Origin of the sequence: Clostridium sp. MCC345 (assembly GCF_018785345.1) — a bacterium.
In the GTDB taxonomy this organism is placed as follows: domain Bacteria; phylum Bacillota; class Clostridia; order Lachnospirales; family Anaerotignaceae; genus Anaerotignum_A; species Anaerotignum_A faecicola.
The window spans coordinates 180,927-200,259 of the sequence record NZ_WQPP01000003.1 but is presented as its reverse complement, the minus strand read 5'-3'; the positions used below and the strand labels follow the sequence as shown (position 1 = coordinate 200,259).

Below are 19,333 nucleotides of genomic sequence, written 5' to 3'. Positions count from 1 at the left end.
TTTGTTTTCTTTCGTGTCAATCGGTAAAAATACTCTTTGTAATCCATTTTATATAGTACCTTATTCTCCCTTTTTTTACAACCAAAAGCGGAGAATCCAAAAAAAATGTTTTCGGGAGAAGCTCCCCCGAAAACATCTGCATTTTTATTTGATATGAACTGCTTCGTATGTCACAGCGCCGTCCTTCACACGGAAGCGCAGCATTTTATAATTCGGGTTTACCGTCCCGTCTGCCTTCCAAAGATCGGGCAGGTTGATGTAGCGCACGCCGTCCTTTGTGGAGGTCCAGTAAGACGTACTGCCGCAGGAAATCACAAATACCTTCTTGCCCTGCTCCACATACTTGCTCAGAATTGCGCGGAAATAATTGGTTTCCGCCGCGGAGCTGAATGCAGAAGGGGTCTTGTCCATCACCAGAACAATGGTGCTGTTGTTTGCCGCATCAATGTCTCTTGTGAAGCTTGCCCACTGAGAGGGGTTTGTTGCGGTAATGCCGCCCTTTGCCGCAGAAAGCATTGCCACACTCACGCCGCCCCTGTTCAGGAAACGATAACTCCCGTTCCATGTCAGAGAATCCACCTTGTTTGCCGTCTGCAAATCGTTTTTGCCGCCGTAAATTGCCACATTTGCGTTTGCATCCACATAGGCCTTTGCCTTTTCTCTTGTGGAAGTATAGGCTGCCGCGTCAATCTTATTTGTGCCTGTGTATGCAAGCTTACCCGCTACGTTGAAATAATGCGCCCCGTCATTTGCCACTGTTACCGTCTGGTTCAGCACATCCTTCGCCGCCGCTGCCGCAGGTGCCTTGACTGCCGCTGCATTGCCCACGGTTACTGTGATATATGCCACAACGCCATCCTTTTCGCATTTAATATAGGTTGCGCCTGTCTTTTTTGCTGTGAAAACATTACCGGAAACAGAGCCAATGCTGCCATCCGCCACGCTGTAATTTGTGCTTGTGGATGCCCAGTAGGAGAACCCATCCTGATCGTATGCGTTCATGGCAATCGTTGCCGTTTCGCCTGCCTTGTTCAGCTTGATGCTTGCATTTGTGGGGCTGAGTCTTGCCACCTTGCCGCTCACCACATTCTGCTGATATGCCACCAGATTGTTGTAGGTTGCAATGACAGTAAATGTGCCGCTTGTCTTGGGTGTGAAGCTGTAGCCGTTCCATGTCCCTTCCACGCCGACAGCATCCAGTGTCACCTGCTCTGCCGGAATCTCAATGCGGTTGTAATGCTCATCCAGACCATACACCGTAAAGGTAATAGGCTTGCCTGCCAGTGTTCTTGTCATAGAGGGCTGCATCCGAATTTCCTGCACTGCACCCTTTTCTGCCGTCTGGAAAATGCCGACTGCGTTGATTACCCTACGTTCAGAGCCTTCGGAAACCTTGTTTACCACGTTCACAGAGGAATCCTCTGTTGTTTTCACCGCCATGGTAGAGGAGCCGCCGCCGTCTAGGTGCATTGCCTCATACGCGCCGTATTCCTGCATCAGCACGCCCATTTCCCAGTGTGTTGCGCCAATGCTGTCCCCTCTGCCGTCCACAACCATGAAAATTGCGGTCTTGCCATCCTTGGAAACGCCGAATGCCGTTCTGGGCTGTCTGCCCTTCGCAACAATGGAGTTTGCCTCTACGATTTTCCCGTCAACCAGCAGCTTGCCGCCGCCGCCAAAGGCGGTTTCCATCCCGTCCAGGTTCACAGAGGAATTGATATCCAATGTCATCTGGTCGCCCACCTCGAACATATATGCCGCCTTATCGCGATAATCGCCGCTCATCACGATTAAGTAGCCATCCTCCGGAACCGCTACGGTTTCGCCCTTTTCGGAAATCTGCGTAATCGTGTCATTCTGCACCACAAATTTCACAAGGTTCTGGAAACGGTTATCCAGACCGGAGGTATTTGTCATGGCATTTCTGTCCAGATAAATCGGGAATACCATGGAGGTTACCTTATTCAAAGATGCAAGCTCCATCATCTTTTTCTCGTTGCCGCATTTTGCCGTCATGGTGAAATAATCGAAGAAGGGGTTGCCGTTCTCATCCATGAAGAACGCCGCATACTGCCCCTCGCCCTTGTTTATGCTTGTCCCTGCGGAAATTATCTCGCCGTCTCGCACAATCGGACCAAATGCCGCAGAATAGGAGCCGCTCAAGCCGAAGAAGTCAGAGTTTACCCCGGCAACCGCGCCGTTATCCGTCAAGAGCTTCTTAACGGTTTCCTTCAAACCATAGTCCGTCTTGCTTTCCACTTCCTTGAATTGCAGTGTACTTTCCGTCAGGTCAACCTTCAGCACATGTATATTCTGAATACCCGCATCCGTCATACGGCTGCTCTTTTCGTATGTCACCCCGCGGGTTACGGTTTTCTCCGTTTTCTGGTTATAATAGGTCGTTGCCGCATACGCCGTTTCCGTCCCCAGATAGCTCAGGGGGGAAAGCAGCAGCACTGCGGCGAGCGCCATCCCCATGGCACGCTTTGCCGTTTTCTTGTTTCTGTTCATTCCCTCATCTCCTTTGATCAACGCATCATAAACATACTTTTTATTCAGACGGAAACCGTTCGGAAAAGTTCCCGTATTTTTCTGATTCTGTCAAATATCATATCACAATGCAATGCGTTTTTGTTCCTTTTTCGGAAAACTTAAAGAAATTGTAAAACTTTTCGGCACAAAAAAAGAGCGCCGTTCCCTGCACTCTCTTTTCATTCCTTCACAACCTCGATTTTTTCTATGCCATACGCCCGAAAAAGCGGCAGCAGCTCTGCTGTGATTTCCTCTCCGCTTGCCGCAATCGGAATCGCCGGTGGGCAGGAAACACAGGGGCTTGCACAAATCCGTCCCACCGCTTCTTCGCAGGAAATTTCCTCCCATCTGCCGAAAATCGCCTCCCGAATCCGCATTTTTTGCTTCGGCAGAATTTGCGGCATCTGTGAGGGTTCGATTTTTTCCTTCTGCGGCAAGCGCTCCAGTGCCTTTTCAATGCGCTGAAAATCCCGTTCCGTATTTTCGGGGGTTGCCATCAGCACCACCGCATCCAAATCGGCAAATTCACATTCGACTTCATGCGCACGCAAAACTTCTGCGACCTCTCTGCCGCGATAGCCCTTTTCGCCCGTAAAAATTGTCAGCTTCAGAGGGTCGCTGTCCATCATGACTGTCCACCCCTGCTTTTTTAGCTGTCCTCTCAGGTGTCCAATCTGTCCAATCGTCCACTGTAATTTTTCCCGATAGCCCTCCGCCAGATAGCGGTTGCATAAATCCAAAGACTGCAAAATCAGATAGGAGGGGCTTGTCGAGCCAAACAGCTCCATGGCTTTTTTCGCCTGTCTGCCAACCCTTTCCGCCCATTCCTCCGACAAATGCAGATACGCACCCCCCGTCAGCACAGGCAAGGTTTTGTGCGCGGAATCGCAGCTCATCGCCGCCCCCAAATCCAATGGATGCTTGGATGGATGCAGAAATTTCAGATATGCTCCATGTGCATTATCTATCAAAAGCGGCACACCCGCCGCCCTGCAAGCCGCCGCAATTCCCTTGATATCCGGGGAACCTCCCAGATAATCCGGCGCGGTAATATAAACGGCGAAAGCGCTTGATTTTTTCAGCCCTTCGGCTACCTGCTCTGCCGTAATCGGGCAGGCGCAGAGGGATTTTGCCCCTTCCGGAAGCAGCCATTCCACATCCACATCCAGCAGGGCACAGCTATACAAAAATGCCTTATGGGCATTGCGCGCCGCCAGAATCACAGGGCGTTCCGTGCGGCTCTTCCTCTCCTGCAGCGCAAGAAACAGCATGGTACGGATGCACTGCGAGGAGCCCTCCGTCCCATAAATCGTCCTGCCAAAGCCAAAAAGCGCGTTCGCATTTTTCTCGCTTGCCGCAATAATGCCCTCCGCCTCGTAAAGCTCATCCGCGCCGCAAATCTCCGTAATATCTCGATTTTCGCACCCCAAAAAGGGCACGCCCTTGTGCCCCGGCATGTGGAGACGGGAGGTGCCCTTCGCTTCGTATTCCTTTATGAAATCACAAATCGGTGTATCCATAAAATCTTCCTTTTCCATCTCACAGGCATGATTACTCCGTTGCTTCGCTTACCTGCATCATAATGGCACATTCGATTCTTTTTTTGAATAAATCACAGCCATATTCATAAATGCCCGTAATGCTGCCTGTTGCATGGTACGCATTTGCCGCACAGCCGCCGGAGCAATACAGCTTCGCCCAGCAATCCTTACAGCCCTCTCTGGCATAGGCGTTGCAGCACTTAAATTCATCCTGCACCTCTTTATTGGTAACACCCTTCCAGATATCGCCCATGCTGTATTTTTCATCCCCGACAAACTGATGGCAGGGATACAGCTCGCCCCAAGGGGTCACTGCCATATATTCCGTGCCGCTGCCACAGCCGGAAATTCTCTTATAGATACAGGGGCCATGCTCCAAATCCAGCATATAATGATAGAAGGTCAGCGGTCTGCCCTCTTTTTTGCGTTTCAGCATTTCCTTCGCCAGCAGCTCATACTGCTCGAAAAGAATGGGCTTATCCTCTTCTGTCAGCGCATACGGGTCATCAGGCGCACAGACAACAGGCTCCATGCTCAGCTCCGTAAAGCCCAGATCCGCCATGTGGAACAAATCATTCGTAAAATCTACATTATTATGGGTAAAGGTACCACGCATATAGTAGTTCTTATCCCCACGCTTTTTCACAAATTCCTGAAATTTCGGCACAATGCGGTCATAGCTGCCGTTGCCTGCATAATCCTTGCGCAGATGGTCATGCACTTCCCTTCTGCCGTCCAGAGAAAGCACAACATTGTGCATTTCCTTGTTTGCAAACTCGATAACCTCATCATCAATCAGCATCCCGTTTGTGGTCAGCGTAAAGCGGAAGTTTTTATCATGCAGCTTTTCCTGCTCTCTTGCATACGCAACCACCTGCTTTACCACATCCCAGTTCATCAAGGGCTCGCCGCCGAAAAAGTCCACCTCAAGGTTTCTTCTTGTGCCGGAATTTTCAATCAGGAAATCAATCGCACGCTTGCCGACCTCAAATGTCATGAGCGCACGTTCCCCCTGATATTTGCCCTGACTGGCGAAGCAATAGGAGCAGTTCAGATTGCAGGTGTGTGCAACATGCAGGCACAACGCCTTAATCACCGTATTTCTCGCCTTGAAATCATACGCCAGATGTTCATAATTATCGGGCGTAAACAGCTTGCCTGCCCGTCTGAGTGCCACCACATCGTCAATACATTCCTGCACATCCTCCGCTGTGACATCGTCATATTTTTCGAGCATGGCATCAATGATATCCCCCTGCGTATACTCGCGAATCATGCCGATGACATCATACGCCAGATCATCCACGCTATGGATGGAGCCACTGCAGGTGTCCAGCACGATGTTGTAACCATTCAATTTATATTGATGTACCATTTTTCTACCTCATCACTCTGTTAAAATCTATTTACATTCAAAAAAGGGCTGTTTGCTACAGCCCCTTTCCGATTTTGTCTCATGTTTGATTTGCGATTACTGTTTTTCGCAAGGCTGGTTTGCTACGCCGCAGGATGTTTTGCAAGCGGACTGGCAAGATGTCTGGCATTCGCCGCAGCCACCGTTCTGTACGGATTTGTTCAAATCGCGTGTTGCGATAGTTTTAATTCTGCTCATATTTTCTACCTCCCTAAAAGTCAAAAAATTCTTATCTGCTATAAGTTCCTAATCATTATACCCTAACGAAAGGGAATAATCAAGTAAAACATCTTGCAGGAAAATCAGACTGTCTGCTTTCGCAAAAGGATACCGCTAAATCGGAAGTTATCGAAGAGCATCACCTAATTGCAACAAGCCACTACGGATACTTTCTCCAGCTCCACCAATAGCCTGCGCTATAATGATTGCGGCAACTATAATTGCCACTGCGACAATAATCTTCCCAATCAAATGTTGATATTCTTTCATTTTGATTACCTCCATCTACAAGTATCGATTTATCTTTCACTTCACTCATGCAAATGATACCATATCTTTCCAAGCAACGCCAAAGCCTATTTTACCGCAAGGTGCAAAAACTCCGCCCTCTGCGACTATTCCGCCGGCAAAAATCATAAATTGAAGGGAACCCAATTTCAAAGGAGAACGCCATGAAACGATTTTTCTCACTTTTTCTTTCCTTCGTTCTGCTTTTTGCCGTCTGTGCGTGCAGTCGGGAGAAAAACCTGACGGAGCTTGAGGAAATCCAACAGCAGCTTGCCGAAATGGAGGGCTATGCCTGCACGGCAACGCTCATCCGCCAGACAGAAAACGGCGAAAAGATCTATGAGACCAAGCAATACTACAAATCCACGGGGGAATATCGCTTGGAGCTGACCGCACCGGAGACCGTTGCCGGCAACTACACCGTTTTTGACGGCGACCGCATCTGTCAGTACAACCCCAGAGTGAATGACTGCATCATCCGAGATGTGCCCGAATCACAGCACCGCAGTGAGCTGTTTCTGGGGCAGTTTATCAAAAACTATATGCAATCGGAGGGGGTCAGCGTGGAAACGGCTTCGTTTGATTCCTCCAAGTGCATTGTGCTGGAGGCTGTCATTCCCGGCAATGATGACGGACTTGCCACAGAAAAGCTCTGGATTGACCGCGAAAGCCTGCTGCCCGTCCGTTTTGTCATTTATGATGCAGATGACAAGGAGCGCTACCGGATGGACTATCACGAATTTACCTTCCATCCGCAATTCGATGCCGACACCTTCCGAATCGCGGAATAAACACCCCTGTTTTTGTCCATACTGAAAACAGTCAGCAGGAAGGGCATCCACTTACATATTATTCTTCCGCCGCTGACCAGACCAAACAGCGGAGTGTGAGAACATGATTGTCAGACGAGGAGATATATTTTTTGCAGACCTCAGCCCTGTGGTGGGCAGCGAGCAGGGCGGCATCCGCCCCGTTTTAATCGTGCAGAATGATATCGGGAACAAATACAGCCCGACAGTAATCTGCGCCGCCATCACCTCTCAGATGAACAAGGCGAAGCTGCCGACGCACATCGCGCTTTCCTCCGCAGTATACGCACTGCCGAAGGATTCCGTTGTGCTGCTGGAGCAGATTCGCACGATTGACAAGCAGCGCCTGCGGGAAAAGCTTTGCTGTCTGGATGATACCATGATGCGGCGGGTTGACCGAAGCCTTCTCATCAGCCTTGGGCTGAAATAACTTTAAGTCAATTTAAGTCAAAATAAGATTTTGACTTGCTTAACTTGCTTAAACAGAAAAAACCGAGGATTGGACAGAATTCCTTTCCTCGGTTCTTCTTATTATCTATTCTTTTTACTTACCAAAACCAGCCACAGGAAATACAACAGGATAAAGACCACTGTAAATGTAACAACCTGTCTGAGGCTGATTGCCATGCCCGTAATCAGCATAAATCCATGATAAAGCACACTGCACAGGCAGCCTGATTTTATCGCACGGATAAAAAGCATTTTATAATCCATATTGATTCTCCTATTCTTTCCGCAGCCTCTTACTGCTCATTGGTGCCAAGGACAATGCGGATATCTGCACTGCCGACTGCATTCGGCAGAACCTCCACTCTGGCATCCTTAAAATAGCTGACCAGATCCTGCCCAACGCCCTCATTCTTTACCAGAATACGGGTATAGCTGAGCTTTTCGCCGGTATAGTTCGTCGGCTCTGTCACAGTATAGCCTTCGTTCTTCAAAAGCTCCGTGAACCGTGCTGCCAGACCTGCTACCGTGCCGCCGTTGGAAACCTCAATGGTCAGATCCTTGCTGTTGCTGCTGTCGCTATCTGTATTGCCGGCAGGGGCTACATTATAGAACAGGCGATCCACCACCTCTGTCGTTTCGGCAGGGTCATGGATAAAGTAGGACACACCGCTGATATACTGACCGACACCGGGCAGAGTTTCCATCGTCATTTTGCTCATATCAATCTTGGTGATATAGTTTGCATATTTCAGTGCATCGGAAAGGCTTACATCCGTATCTACATATTTATACATCACCTTGATATAGTCCCCAAGGTTTTTCACAATGCTTTCCGTACTCAGCACCTTTGTTGCCAACGCCTTTAAGAACATCTGCTGCACCTGAATACGCCCGACATCACCGTTGGCATAGCCCTTACGGAAACGAACCAGCTGCAATGCCTTATTGCCATCCAGCGTTTGCAGACCTTTTTTCAGGTCAATCTTGATATCGCCGGTATCGCTCATGTCCCATTTCATATCCCGCGGCACATCTACCTCAACGCCGCCAACGGCATCGACGATTTCTACCAGTGCGTTAAAATCAACCTTTACATAATGATCAATCTTAATCCCCAGCATATCCTCCAACTGCAGCACTGCCGCCTGCGGACCATATTCCTTGCCGCCGATGGCATGCACTGCATTAAACTTCATGACACCGTATCTTTTGCCCAGAAGCTGCTCTACATCGGTACAGACATCCACACGCGTATCTCTCGGAATAGAAAGCAGGCTCAGGCTTTCCTGAGAGCTGTCATAATGCACAACAAAGGCAACGTCCGTTCTGGTGCCGTCCGCATCTACGCCGAACACTGCCACATTCAGCTTCATATTTCTGCCCAAAAGGGCATCCAGCATACTGGTTTCATCTGCATCCTTGGCAATCGTATCACCGCCAAAGGGCCACTCTCCCGTTACCTTATGATAGGCGAAGCAGGCACCGCCTGCCAAAACCACGAATACCATTACGATAGAAAGCATCACTTTGAAAAAGGTTTTCACCGGATTGAATGGCTTTCTTCTTTTCGGGTGTTTTCTTGTTCTGCTCATGGAATCCCTCACTCGTCTGTCTTTTATACGTCCTCATTCAGCTGATTGCCTTCTTGATTGCTTTCGTTGAACTGATTTTCTTCCTGCTCCTCCGTGCTGCTTTGGGGTGCAATGCCGTAAATACGCTCATTCACCAATTCCTTAATGCCATCCTCATCCAGCTCGACATATCTTCCGGGATTACCCAGATAGGGAACGGTATCACTGGTAATCTTTGCAGGGTCTAAGGCCTTCACATATTTCACATACTTCAGCGCTTCGGACACGGAAATATTACTTTCGGTGCAATCCAGCGCAACCTTTACCAGATCGTTCAGATTCCGCATCAGGGTATCCGAGCTGCATACCTTTTCAATCAATGCCTGAATGAACTGCTGCTGCACCTCAATACGCTTCAAATCCTTCTGCACATAGCCGTCTCTGAAACGAACCAGCTGCTCTGCCTTATCCCCATCCAAATGCTGCATTCCGGGGTACAGGTCGATATACAAATCCTGATAAGGGTCTACATAATACAATCTTTCTTCTACATTAAAATCCACGCCGCCGACGGCATCGACAATCTGGCGGAAGGCAGACAAATCAACCTTCACATAATAATCCATCTTCATGCCGAGGATTTCCTCCAGCATGGCAACGGAGAATGCACAGCGGTTATTTTCGCCTGCATAGGCATGCAGCTCTGTCAGCTTGCATTGCCCGTAAACACCGTTCTGTTCGGGGACATAGGCATTTTTGCTTTCCAGATAATCGGTCATTTCCTTTGTCATGATGACCTTGGAATCTCTGGGAACAGAGATAAAATGCAGCTCCTTCGTGCCGGTATTAAAGCTTGCGACCATATTTACATCCGCGCGGACACCATCCTCATCCGTACCAAAAACGGCAACATTGATGATTTCATCCTCCTCTGGGTCGGTCGTATCCGATGTTGTAAAATCGGATTTTTCCGCTTTATTTTCCCATTGCTGCACCGCAACCCAGATTTTCGCGCCGGCATACGCCGCTACCAGAAGCAACAGCAGCAAAATCACTACCAGAATATTTCTGCGCCGCCGTTTCTTCCGCTCTGCCTTTCTGCGGGACATTCTTCTGCCCTGCGCCACCCGACGCGGGTCGATATACGGCTGCTCCTCCTGCACACTTCTGTGCCTGCGCGGCTGTCTGTGTGGCTCCTGCGTCTGCCTGCGGCGTACCTGCCGCTGCTGCAGCTCCATATCCTCGGGAGGTCTGCGCCGTCTTCTGTATTCTCTCTTTTCACCCATGGTTTTTATTCTCCTCTTTTTCAGAGTTCTTTTCGCATGAAATTTTTCATAACCCTATAATTATAGCAAATCTGCCAAGTTCTGACAATATAGAAAAGCCGAATCTCTGATGTTTTTCAGAAAATTTCCTGTTTTTTCCGATGCTTGAAGCAATACTATTTTTATTATACACCATTTCTCTGCCCTGAAAAGAGACAATTTTCTTAATTTTTCAACGGATTTTGTACTGCCGAAAAAACACAACGAGCCACTTTCCTTTACATTTTCGACATTTTCTCGTATAATCCGTATTTATAGGGATAAAAAGATACAGGAACAAAAAGGAGGTATCCGCATGAAGGACCCCGAAAGGACTTCTTACCTTAATAAGGCAAAAAAATTTCTTTCCACGCCCGCCGGCATTGCGCTCACACTTCTCTGCGCCGCCGTTTTCATCACGGACATTGTTTATCTCATCACTACAACGAAGATTTTATATGTCGGCTGGAACATTCTGCATGCGCCCACAATGCTGCTGCTGAATATTCTGCCGGTGCTGCTGGCATTACTGCTGTTTTTCTTTCTGACCAGAAAAATCGGCTTTTCATGCAGTCTGGTCGGGATTGTGCTGATATTCTTTGCGGTTGTTGACCGTGTGAAGGTTTCCATGCGGCAGGAGCCGCTTCTGCCGACGGATCTGACCTTGGCAAAGGAGGTCATCGCCATTCTGAAAACCTTCCCCGTTTATCAGCTAGTGCTGATTGGGGTCATGCTGATTGTATTCGCGGCGCTTCCGGTATGCAGCTTTCTGAAATCGAAGGCGATTGCTCTGCCGCCTCTGCCACGGATTCTGGGGCTTGTGCTTGTGCTTGCCTGCGGCTTTGGGGCAAATCACCTCTGGTATGCAAATCAAGCGCTGTATGACAGCTACCCGACTGTGGACAATCCTTATTTTCAGGTGAACCAATACAACACACGCGGCATGATTTATTCCTTCCTGCATCAGTTTAACATCATGCAGGTCAAGGCACCCGAAGGGTATACTGCGGCGGACATACGGACACTGGAGGACACCGATTGGACACCCTCTGTCAGCACAGAAAAGCGTCCGCACATCATTATGATTATGGGCGAAGCATTTTCCGACCTGAGCGAAAACGAGCATCTGGATTTTACGGGCTACCGCGACCCGATGAAAAACTGGAAGGAAATCTGCGCGGAGGAAGGCACCATCAGCGGGCATATCGTTGTGCCGAACTTCGGCGGCGGCACCTCCAATACGGAATATGATGTGCTGACAGGCTGTGCAACACGATATCTCGGCAGCTCTTTGCCCCCCTACAGCTTTATCCACAGCGATTTTGACGGTATGCCCCGCCAGCTGCAAAAGCTTGGCTACGAAACGCTTTCCATTCACCCCGGCTATGCATGGTTTTATAACCGCCAGAATGTATATCCCGATCTGGGGTTTGCAGCCTCTTATTTCTTAGAGGATTCCTTCGACCTTGCGACGCAGGGCTATGGCGGCTATGTGAACGAAACGGCAACAATGGATAAAATCATCGAAACACTGGATACGCACATCAAGGAAACGGATACACCGCTGTTTTCCTTTACGGTAACAATTCAGAACCATGGACCTTATGAGAAAAAATACGGCACACTGGAGCAGAACTTCTCCAGCGATATCGAGCTGAACGAAACGCAGACAGACCTGCTGACGCAGTATTTCCAGGGGATTGGGGATGCGGATGAGCAAATCGGGCGTTTGAAGGAATATGCAGAAGGCTCCGATGAGCCCATTGTTCTGGTTTATTTCGGCGACCACCTGCCCGGTTTTTCCAACGGGATGGAGTTTTTCGATCTGCTGGATTACCCCATTGATGCCAACGGCTCGCCGGAGGAACAGCTTGCCGTTTACGAAACACCCTACCTCATCTGGCAAAACGAAAGCGCAAAAGCACTCGAAAATACAAAAACGGCAGCGGAAATCGGCCTGCCGGAGGACGGACTCATCAGCTCGCAGTTCCTCGGCTCTGCTGTGCTGGAGTTATTCTTGTCCGACTATGAATCCCCTTTGCAGCATGAAAATAATCAGTTACGCAGAGAATTGCCTGTTTGTGCAAAAAATATCTATGTTGATGCAAACGGAATCTACAAAACAGAAATTTCCGAAGAACAGCAGAAAACGCTGCAACGCTTGATAAACTGGCAATATTACAAGCTTTTTGACGAAAAGAACCCTTAACGGCATACCGAAATCTGTTTCACACCAAGAGAATTTCTCTTGGTGTGTTTCTTTTTACGAGGTGTTTTTGTTCTGACATGTGACAAGAATGTGACAGTTTTCTCTCTTTCAACATCCTAATTATTTCCATCTATAGTATAAACTTCTTGTTAATATTTTCCATTTTATGTAAAAAATCGATTGTAAATAAATGCCATCTTTTTCTTGATTTTTCCGTTTCTTAGCGTTGTATTTATTTAAATACAAACATTTCAACAAAAAATATTGTATTTTTTTAATTTTTTTATTGAAATTAAGCAAATTATACGGTAGAATAAGGTTACTACAAATCGCCGCAGTAATTTTTATTTCCAATGTCTTTTTTTACAGGCAAGGAAATCGGAGGGAGGGAATTACGGCGGCAGAAAAATTTCTCAGGAAGAAATTTTTCATAACAGGAGGTTCTTTCTACTCCGGCTATCATTCATTATTTTCTTAACGTAAGGAGGAATACTTATGTCTACAACTGAAAATCGCGGTCAATTTGGTTCAAAGCTAGGCTTTATCCTGTCCGCAGCAGGTTCTGCTGTAGGTCTGGGTAACATCTGGAAGTTCCCCGGCAAAGCGTATAATTGCGGCGGCGGTGCTTTCCTGTTGGTTTACATCATCATGGTTGCTCTGATCGGTACCACAGTTATGATGGCAGAATTTACGGTAGGTCGTAACGCACACAAAAATGCACTCGGTTCCTTCCGCGCCATCAGCCAGAAATGGGGCTTTGCAGGCGGTCTCGGCGTTCTGACAGGCTTCATCATCCTTTGTTACTATTGTCAGGTTGGCGGCTGGACTATGAAATACATCTACGCTTACATTGCAGAAGCAAAGATGGTATACGCTGATCCTACGGCTTACTTCCTTGGCATGCTGGGCGCAAACGGCTTCCCTCTGCAGGGTGCTGTTATTTTCCCTCTGATTTTCCTGTTCCTGACAGCCTTCATTCTGAGTCACGGTACAGCAGGTATCGAAAAGATGTCCAAGGTTCTGATGCCCTTACTGTTTGTACTGCTGATTGGTCTGATGATTCGCTCCTGCACACTGCCCGGCGCTGACGCAGGTCTGAAATACATGCTGAATGTTGATTTCTCTACCATCAACAGCAACGCTATTCTGGTTGCTCTGGGTCAGGCATTCTTCTCGCTCTCTCTTGGTATGGGTATCATGGTTACATACGCTTCCTATCTGTCTGATGAAGATAACCTGATTTCCAACACCGGTATCGTTTGCGTACTGGATACTCTGGTTGCTCTGTTCGCAGGCTTCATGATTATCCCCGCTGTATTCGCTACAGGCATCGACCCCGGTATGGGCGGCGGCTTCGCATTCGCAACACTGGCAGGCGTATTTGAAGCAATCCCCGGCGGTACACTGTTCGGTCTCTTGTTCTACTTCCTGCTGTTCTTCGCAGCAGTAACCTCCTCTACTTCCATCATGGAAGGTACGATTGCATTCCTGATTGAGGAAAAAGGTCTTAAGAGAAACCATGCACTGCTTGGTACATCCGTTGTTGTATTCATCATCGGCGTATTCTACACACTGTCTCAGGTTTACATGAACATCAAGGGTATCTGGGTTTCCAAGAACGGTATCGAATACCCCATCTTCGGCGACTTCCTGGAATACCTGACAGACAGACTGCTGCTGCCTTTGGGCGCACTGTTCTCCGTACTCTGTGTCGGTTGGGTTTGGAGCCCCGAAAAATCCGTAGAGGAAGCTACTTCTCACGGCAGATTCAAATTCTCCCTGGCACCTGTTTACAAATTCATGGTAAAAATCGTTGACCCTATCGCAATCGGTGTTATCATCATTGCAGGTCTGGTATTCGGTATGTCTATTTCTTAATTCAAAAAATTTCTCAAAAAGAAAATATTTCTTAAAGAGAAACATAAAAGCATACTGTTGCATAAACGATATGATAAAAAGGACGAAGGCTCCCCCTTCGTCCTCTTTTTTTGCCCATAATTTAGCATTTTTATAGGTGAAACGCCATTATGTATACTGTCCTTTTATTCATACTATACAATCACATTTCATTTTTGCCATTGACATTAAGAGAAACACGCCTAAATCTTAACGGTTTTTTTATGGAAATTTACATGATTTTCCGCTATTCTAGCCTTAGGATAAATTTGTAAGATATTGGAACTGCATACATTTTCTTCTTTATCAGGAAAGATTCCCTATCAGACATCATACAACTTAGAAGAGGGACTGAGAAAAGGATGTCTGAAAAGAAGGCCATTATATGTATCCATTATGCGTTTTATGTCGTTTCAGTATTCTTACATCTCATCCAGCGAAACAATAGGGCTTCAAATCTATCGTTTATCTGTAAAGGAGGAATACTTATGTCTACATCAGCTGAAAATCGTGGTCAATTTGGTTCGAAGCTAGGCTTCATCCTGTCTGCAGCAGGCTCTGCTGTAGGTCTGGGCAACATCTGGAAATTCCCCGGTAAGGCTTATTTCTGCGGCGGTGGTGCCTTCTTGATTATCTATCTGATTATCGTTGCTCTGGTTGGTACAACCGTTATGATGGCAGAATTTACGGTTGGACGTAAAACACACAAAAATGCAGTTGGCGCTATGCGTGAATTAAACGCAAAATGGTCCTGGGTTGGCGGCCTTGGCGTTCTGACAGGCTTCATCATCCTTTGCTACTACTGTCAGGTTGGCGGCTGGGCGATGAAATATATCGTTGCCTACATAGTAGATGTAAAAACCATCTGGGCTGACCCTACAGCTTACTTCCTGAATAATCTGCTGGGCGCAGACGGCACATTCCCTTTGCAGGGTGCTGTTATCTTCCCCTTCATCTTCTTGTTCTTAACGGCATATATCATCAGCCACGGCACAGCCGGTATCGAAAAAATGTCTAAGCTTTTGATGCCCCTGCTGTTCATCATGCTGATTGCTCTGATGATTCGTTCCTGTACTCTTCCCGGTGCAGATGATGGTCTGAAATACATGCTGAATGTTGATTTCTCCACTATCAACGGCGTTGCAATCCTGACCGCTCTGGGGCAGGCATTCTTCTCCCTCTCCCTTGGCATGGGCGTTATGATGACATACGCTTCCTATCTCTCCAATGAAGATAACCTGATTTCCAACACGGCTATCGTTTGTACATTGGACACTCTGGTTGCTCTGTTTGCAGGCTTCATGATTATCCCCGCTGTATTTGCGACAGGTATTGCTCCCGGTATGGGCGGCGGCTTTGGGTTTGCTACACTGGCAGGCGTATTCATGGCTATTCCCGGCGGCCAGCTGATTGGTACCGTATTCTATTTCCTGCTGTTCTTCGCTGCAATCACTTCTTCCACCTCCATTCTGGAAGGTACGATTGCTTTCCTGGTAGAAGAAAAGGGATTCGAACGAAAGAAAGCACTGCTCGGTGCATCCATCGTTATCTTTATCATTGGTGTTATGTATACACTTTCTCAGGCATACATGAACCTGAAGGGTATCTGGATCTCCGGCGACGGTATCAGCTATCCTATCTTTGGTGACTTCTTGGAATACCTGACAGACAGACTGCTGCTGCCTCTGGGTGCATTCTTTACAACTGTATTCGTTGGCTGGATTTGGGGTACAGACAATTCCGTAGAGGAAGCTACCTCCTATGGCAAGTTCAAATTCACCCTTGCACCTGTATACAAATTCATCGTTAAAATCCTTGACCCTATCGCAATCGGTGCTATCATCATTGCAGGTCTGGTATTCGGTATGTCTATTTCCTAATAGAACTCAAAAAAATGAAAATCGGCTGAGGCGGAAGCTCTCCCTTCCTTGCTTCCCCTCTCCGTCATTTAGATTATTACGCGGCAATGACAGAGGACTCGAAAGAGCCCTTTGTCATTGCCATTTTTCTTTTTCGGAAATCCCTTCGCACCATAATCGACTTTTTCCATAGTATAAATATTGTAAATGCCAAAAGGAGGAAACACGCATGAGAGAAATGTGCAGAAACTTCGCCTGTAATCAGCATTGCAGACAAAACAACACAGAGACCGCTTCCGCCACGCTGACACCGGCTACCATGATAGGAAATTGCAACGCCTGTGTGCTGGAGCAAATTGGGCCGGCGCAGGCTATGGTGCCCTTCCAGCCCTATGAAGCACCGATGGAGGCTGAGCAAAGCCTTATCTGCGGCACGGTCTTTGCCGATCTGGCTATCCCCTATTGCTCCGGCTGGAATCTTTATCGTTTCGGAAGGGGGGCAGAGGTATGAATCAGGAGGAATTATTGAAATCCTTGATGGAGCTTGACTTTATTGCTGTAGACTTGGGGCTTTTTCTGAATACGCACCCCGATGACAGCGATGCCATTGCAGCATACAATCAGGTCATCACTGCCGCTGACACGGTTCGTATGAAATACGAGGAGACATTTGGGCCTCTTTGCTCCTTCCGCAGCTATGCCGCCAATACACAGGCTTGGCAGTGGATGGAAAATCCATGGCCTTGGCAGAACGATGCCAATTTTTCTCTGGCAGGAAAGGAGTGTAAATAAATGTGGATTTATGAAAAGAAATTGGAATTTCCTGTGAAGATTACAAAACCAGATGCAAGACTTGCGAAAATCATGATTGAACAATATGGGGGTGCAGATGGCGAGCTGGGTGCATCCCTGCGGTATCTCAGCCAGAAATTTACGATGGTAACGCCCGAGGCAAAAGCAACGCTGAATGACATTGCTACAGAGGAATTCGCCCATTTGGAGATGATGGGCACCATCGTGCATCAGCTGACACAAGGGCTAACAAAGGACGAAATTCTTGCCGCCGGCTTAGATCCTTATTATGTGAACCATGGCTTAGGCGTATACCCCTCCTCCGCCGCGGGTGTTCCCTTCACTGCTGCGTATCTGCAATCCAAGGGAGACCCCATTACCGATTTGTATGAGGATATGGCAGCAGAGGGTGCGTTTGCATAAGCACAACCTTTTTCTTCTTTTCCATTCAGAAACAAAGCTGTCTCTCCCCTTCTGTTTCTTTCCCGAATACGAGCCGTTTTTCCTTTTCCCTTCGGAAACAAAGCCAATCCCTTTCGCTTTAAAGGCTTTTGATACTCTTTCACAATTTCCTCTATACAAATCGGGATAAATGTGCTATATTAACTGACGGATGGCATTCTGAAAGAAGCTATACTGCAAATTTTATATATTTTATTTTTTTGATTCGCCGGATGGCTGTATCCTCGGAACGGCACAAATGGCAGCAGATGTATCTTGTCTTATCACTTCTTTGTGAAGGAAGGTGATAGGTATGAGAGCAGGTTTTATCGGAGCCGGAAAGGTCGGCTTCACACTGGGTAAATATCTTGCGATGCACGGCATCGAAATCAGCGGTTATTACAGCCGCACACCCGCCTCCGCGAAGGAGGCCGCAGAATTTACACAGAGCAGATACTATACAAGTATAGAAGAAATTACGAAAGACAGTGATACCCTTTTTCTCACTGTGCCGGATGGCACAATCGGTGAGATATGGGATGACATGCGTAATCTGCCTATCAAAAATAAAAATATATGTCATTGCAGCGGTTCGATTCCATCGACCGTTTTTTTTGATGCAGAAAACAGAGGAGCCTATCGGTATTCGATTCATCCCCTGTATGCAATCAGCAGCAAAGCAACCTCCTATCTGGATTTGGGGAAGGCGTGCTTTACCATCGAAGGAAGTGACGCACATCTTGCGGAGCTAAAAGCACTGTTCAGCGAAATGGGAAACACCGTAGTTGCCATTTCTCCCGACAGCAAAGCCCTCTACCATGCAGCCGCAGTTATGGTCAGCAACCAGATTGTCGCACTGGCAGATATGGGCACCGCCCTGCTTGTCAAATGCGGCTTTTCCGAAGCGGCGGCAGCAGAGGCTTTATCTCCCCTTCTTCTGGGAAATGCGCAGAGCGTGGCAGAAAAGGGTGCGGTAAATGCACTTACAGGCCCCATCGAGCGTGGAGATGCCCAAACCGTATCGAAGCATTTGCAGGAGATACGGAAATTTGCAGCGGAAAGCACTGTAGGTCAGGATATTCTGACAGCCTACACCGCCCTTTCCAAACAGCTTATCAGAATTGCTCAGCAAAAGCACCCGCAGAAGGATTACAAGCATTTGGAAAAGGAGTTGGAACAATGAAAAACACAGTAGCTACCCTGCAGCAGCAAAAATTGGACGGAGACAAAATCACTATGCTGACCGCTTATGATTATTCCACAGCAAAGCTAGTGGATGAATGTGGCGTAAATACCATTTTGGTTGGCGACTCTTTGGGCATGGTTATGCTCGGCTATGAGGATACCATCTCCGTTACCATGGAGGATATGATTCACCACACCGCCGCTGTTACCAGAGGTGCAAAAAATGCACTTGTTGTCGGCGATATGCCCTTTATGAGCTACCAGACCTCCGTTTATGATGCCGTTGTGAATGCAGGCAAACTGATGAAGGAGGGCAGATGTCAGGCTGTCAAGCTGGAGGGCGGCGCGTCTGTTTGTCCCCAGATTAAAGCAATCACAGAGGCATCTATCCCCGTTGTGGCACACATCGGGCTGACCCCTCAGTCTGTCAATGCCTTCGGCGGCTTTAAGGTGCAGGGTAAGAGCGAGGCAGATGCACGCAGATTGATTGAAGAAGCAAAGGCAGTTGAGGCAGCAGGCGCTTTCGCCATCGTTCTGGAATGTATCCCTGCAAAGCTGGCAAAGCTGATTACAGAAAGCGTTTCCATCCCTACCATCGGCATTGGCGCAGGTGCGGACTGCGATGGTCAGGTTTTGGTTTATCAGGATATGCTTGCGCTTTTCTCCGATTTCAAGCCGAAATTTGTAAAGCATTTTGCAAACGCAGGCGAAGTGATGAAGCAGGGCTTTACGGAATACATCAAAGAGGTTAAGGAAGGCACCTTCCCTGCCGCAGAGCATACCTTTAAAATCGCAGATGACATTATCAATAAATTGTACTAAT

The 19,333-nt window shown here is 47.7% G+C and carries 17 protein-coding genes and 1 pseudogene; 10 read left to right on the top strand and 8 right to left on the bottom strand.

Annotated elements, in window-relative coordinates:
- Window positions 1–144: 144 nt before the first annotated feature.
- From GPK49_RS01050 to GPK49_RS01030, 5 genes are all read right to left on the bottom strand, one after another.
- Window positions 145–2,511 carry a phosphodiester glycosidase family protein gene (locus GPK49_RS01050; protein WP_215676488.1) on the bottom strand — a complete coding sequence of 789 codons (2,367 nt, stop codon included), beginning with the start codon at window positions 2,509–2,511 and terminating at the stop codon, window positions 145–147.
- A 200-nt stretch (window positions 2,512–2,711) separates the two neighbouring features.
- The gene (locus tag GPK49_RS01045) at window positions 2,712–4,052 is read right to left on the bottom strand and encodes an amino acid decarboxylase (protein ID WP_215676487.1); all 1,341 of its coding nucleotides are present in this window, start codon (window positions 4,050–4,052) and stop codon (window positions 2,712–2,714) included.
- A 31-nt stretch (window positions 4,053–4,083) separates the two neighbouring features.
- Window positions 4,084–5,448 carry a thioether cross-link-forming SCIFF peptide maturase gene (gene scfB, locus GPK49_RS01040; protein WP_215676486.1) on the bottom strand — a complete coding sequence of 455 codons (1,365 nt, stop codon included), beginning with the start codon at window positions 5,446–5,448 and terminating at the stop codon, window positions 4,084–4,086.
- Between the two features lie 96 nt (window positions 5,449–5,544).
- A complete protein-coding gene (scfA, locus tag GPK49_RS01035; protein ID WP_016406981.1) occupies window positions 5,545–5,685 on the bottom strand; it encodes a six-cysteine ranthipeptide SCIFF in 141 nt (46 codons plus the stop codon).
- A 147-nt stretch (window positions 5,686–5,832) separates the two neighbouring features.
- Window positions 5,833–5,976, bottom strand: a complete 144-nt coding sequence (locus GPK49_RS01030; protein ID WP_172681212.1) for a hypothetical protein — start codon at window positions 5,974–5,976, stop codon at window positions 5,833–5,835.
- A gap of 182 nt (window positions 5,977–6,158) precedes the next feature.
- On the opposite strand from GPK49_RS01030, the gene GPK49_RS01025 reads away from it, so the two are divergent.
- Both GPK49_RS01025 and GPK49_RS01020 read left to right on the top strand, forming a co-directional pair.
- A complete protein-coding gene (locus GPK49_RS01025; RefSeq protein WP_215676485.1) occupies window positions 6,159–6,785 on the top strand; it encodes a LolA family protein in 627 nt (208 codons plus the stop codon).
- 103 nt (window positions 6,786–6,888) lie between these two features.
- Entirely contained in the window at window positions 6,889–7,233 is a 345-nt protein-coding gene (locus GPK49_RS01020) for a type II toxin-antitoxin system PemK/MazF family toxin (RefSeq protein ID WP_215676484.1), read from the top strand.
- A 101-nt stretch (window positions 7,234–7,334) separates the two neighbouring features.
- Here GPK49_RS01020 and GPK49_RS01015 read toward each other — a convergent pair whose 3' ends face one another.
- From GPK49_RS01015 to GPK49_RS01005, 3 genes are read right to left on the bottom strand one after another with little or no spacing between them, the layout of a single operon-like run.
- Window positions 7,335–7,517 carry a hypothetical protein gene (locus GPK49_RS01015; protein WP_016406978.1) on the bottom strand — a complete coding sequence of 61 codons (183 nt, stop codon included), beginning with the start codon at window positions 7,515–7,517 and terminating at the stop codon, window positions 7,335–7,337.
- 29 nt (window positions 7,518–7,546) lie between these two features.
- Window positions 7,547–8,845 carry an LCP family protein gene (locus tag GPK49_RS01010; protein WP_016406977.1) on the bottom strand — a complete coding sequence of 433 codons (1,299 nt, stop codon included), beginning with the start codon at window positions 8,843–8,845 and terminating at the stop codon, window positions 7,547–7,549.
- Window positions 8,846–8,868: 23 nt separating this feature from the next.
- A complete protein-coding gene (locus tag GPK49_RS01005) occupies window positions 8,869–10,110 on the bottom strand; it encodes an LCP family protein (RefSeq protein ID WP_215676483.1) in 1,242 nt (413 codons plus the stop codon).
- A 334-nt stretch (window positions 10,111–10,444) separates the two neighbouring features.
- Between GPK49_RS01005 and GPK49_RS01000 the strand changes: the two genes are divergently transcribed.
- The 8 genes and pseudogenes from GPK49_RS01000 (at window position 10,445) to panB (ending at window position 19,332) form a co-directional block, all read left to right on the top strand.
- Window positions 10,445–12,337, top strand: a complete 1,893-nt coding sequence (locus tag GPK49_RS01000; RefSeq protein WP_215676482.1) for an LTA synthase family protein — start codon at window positions 10,445–10,447, stop codon at window positions 12,335–12,337.
- A gap of 495 nt (window positions 12,338–12,832) precedes the next feature.
- On the top strand, window positions 12,833–14,215 hold the full coding sequence (locus GPK49_RS00995; RefSeq protein ID WP_016406974.1) for a sodium-dependent transporter: 1,383 nt from the start codon (window positions 12,833–12,835) through the stop codon (window positions 14,213–14,215).
- A 506-nt stretch (window positions 14,216–14,721) separates the two neighbouring features.
- Window positions 14,722–16,113, top strand: a complete 1,392-nt coding sequence (locus GPK49_RS00990; RefSeq protein WP_160117371.1) for a sodium-dependent transporter — start codon at window positions 14,722–14,724, stop codon at window positions 16,111–16,113.
- Window positions 16,114–16,321: 208 nt separating this feature from the next.
- Complete coding sequence (locus GPK49_RS00985; RefSeq protein WP_118580614.1) at window positions 16,322–16,603, top strand: spore coat associated protein CotJA; 282 nt, start codon at window positions 16,322–16,324, stop codon at window positions 16,601–16,603.
- Window positions 16,600–16,884 carry a spore coat protein CotJB gene (locus GPK49_RS00980; RefSeq protein WP_016406971.1) on the top strand — a complete coding sequence of 95 codons (285 nt, stop codon included), beginning with the start codon at window positions 16,600–16,602 and terminating at the stop codon, window positions 16,882–16,884. The genes GPK49_RS00985 and GPK49_RS00980 overlap by 4 nt, the downstream gene beginning before the upstream one ends.
- Window positions 16,885–17,292 (top strand): annotated as a pseudogene (locus GPK49_RS00975) (manganese catalase family protein); the annotation flags it as partial.
- 346 nt (window positions 17,293–17,638) lie between these two features.
- A complete protein-coding gene (locus GPK49_RS00970; protein WP_215676480.1) occupies window positions 17,639–18,508 on the top strand; it encodes a Rossmann-like and DUF2520 domain-containing protein in 870 nt (289 codons plus the stop codon).
- Window positions 18,505–19,332 carry a 3-methyl-2-oxobutanoate hydroxymethyltransferase gene (panB, locus tag GPK49_RS00965; RefSeq protein ID WP_215676479.1) on the top strand — a complete coding sequence of 276 codons (828 nt, stop codon included), beginning with the start codon at window positions 18,505–18,507 and terminating at the stop codon, window positions 19,330–19,332. The genes GPK49_RS00970 and panB overlap by 4 nt, the downstream gene beginning before the upstream one ends.
- Window position 19,333 lies beyond the last annotated feature (1 nt).

Coding starts and splice junctions, on each gene's coding strand:
- GPK49_RS00970 (WP_215676480.1), top strand. CDS start 17,639: ATGAGAGCAGGTTTTATCGGAGCCGGAAAGGTCGGCTTCACACTGGGT.
- scfB (WP_215676486.1), bottom strand. CDS start 5,448: ATGGTACATCAATATAAATTGAATGGTTACAACATCGTGCTGGACACC.
- GPK49_RS01050 (WP_215676488.1), bottom strand. CDS start 2,511: ATGAACAGAAACAAGAAAACGGCAAAGCGTGCCATGGGGATGGCGCTC.
- GPK49_RS01010 (WP_016406977.1), bottom strand. CDS start 8,845: ATGAGCAGAACAAGAAAACACCCGAAAAGAAGAAAGCCATTCAATCCG.
- GPK49_RS01015 (WP_016406978.1), bottom strand. CDS start 7,517: ATGGATTATAAAATGCTTTTTATCCGTGCGATAAAATCAGGCTGCCTG.
- GPK49_RS01000 (WP_215676482.1), top strand. CDS start 10,445: ATGAAGGACCCCGAAAGGACTTCTTACCTTAATAAGGCAAAAAAATTT.
- GPK49_RS00980 (WP_016406971.1), top strand. CDS start 16,600: ATGAATCAGGAGGAATTATTGAAATCCTTGATGGAGCTTGACTTTATT.
- GPK49_RS01045 (WP_215676487.1), bottom strand. CDS start 4,052: ATGGATACACCGATTTGTGATTTCATAAAGGAATACGAAGCGAAGGGC.
- GPK49_RS00995 (WP_016406974.1), top strand. CDS start 12,833: ATGTCTACAACTGAAAATCGCGGTCAATTTGGTTCAAAGCTAGGCTTT.
- GPK49_RS00990 (WP_160117371.1), top strand. CDS start 14,722: ATGTCTACATCAGCTGAAAATCGTGGTCAATTTGGTTCGAAGCTAGGC.
- GPK49_RS01025 (WP_215676485.1), top strand. CDS start 6,159: ATGAAACGATTTTTCTCACTTTTTCTTTCCTTCGTTCTGCTTTTTGCC.
- GPK49_RS01030 (WP_172681212.1), bottom strand. CDS start 5,976: ATGAAAGAATATCAACATTTGATTGGGAAGATTATTGTCGCAGTGGCA.
- GPK49_RS01020 (WP_215676484.1), top strand. CDS start 6,889: ATGATTGTCAGACGAGGAGATATATTTTTTGCAGACCTCAGCCCTGTG.
- panB (WP_215676479.1), top strand. CDS start 18,505: ATGAAAAACACAGTAGCTACCCTGCAGCAGCAAAAATTGGACGGAGAC.
- GPK49_RS01005 (WP_215676483.1), bottom strand. CDS start 10,110: ATGGGTGAAAAGAGAGAATACAGAAGACGGCGCAGACCTCCCGAGGAT.
- scfA (WP_016406981.1), bottom strand. CDS start 5,685: ATGAGCAGAATTAAAACTATCGCAACACGCGATTTGAACAAATCCGTA.
- GPK49_RS00985 (WP_118580614.1), top strand. CDS start 16,322: ATGAGAGAAATGTGCAGAAACTTCGCCTGTAATCAGCATTGCAGACAA.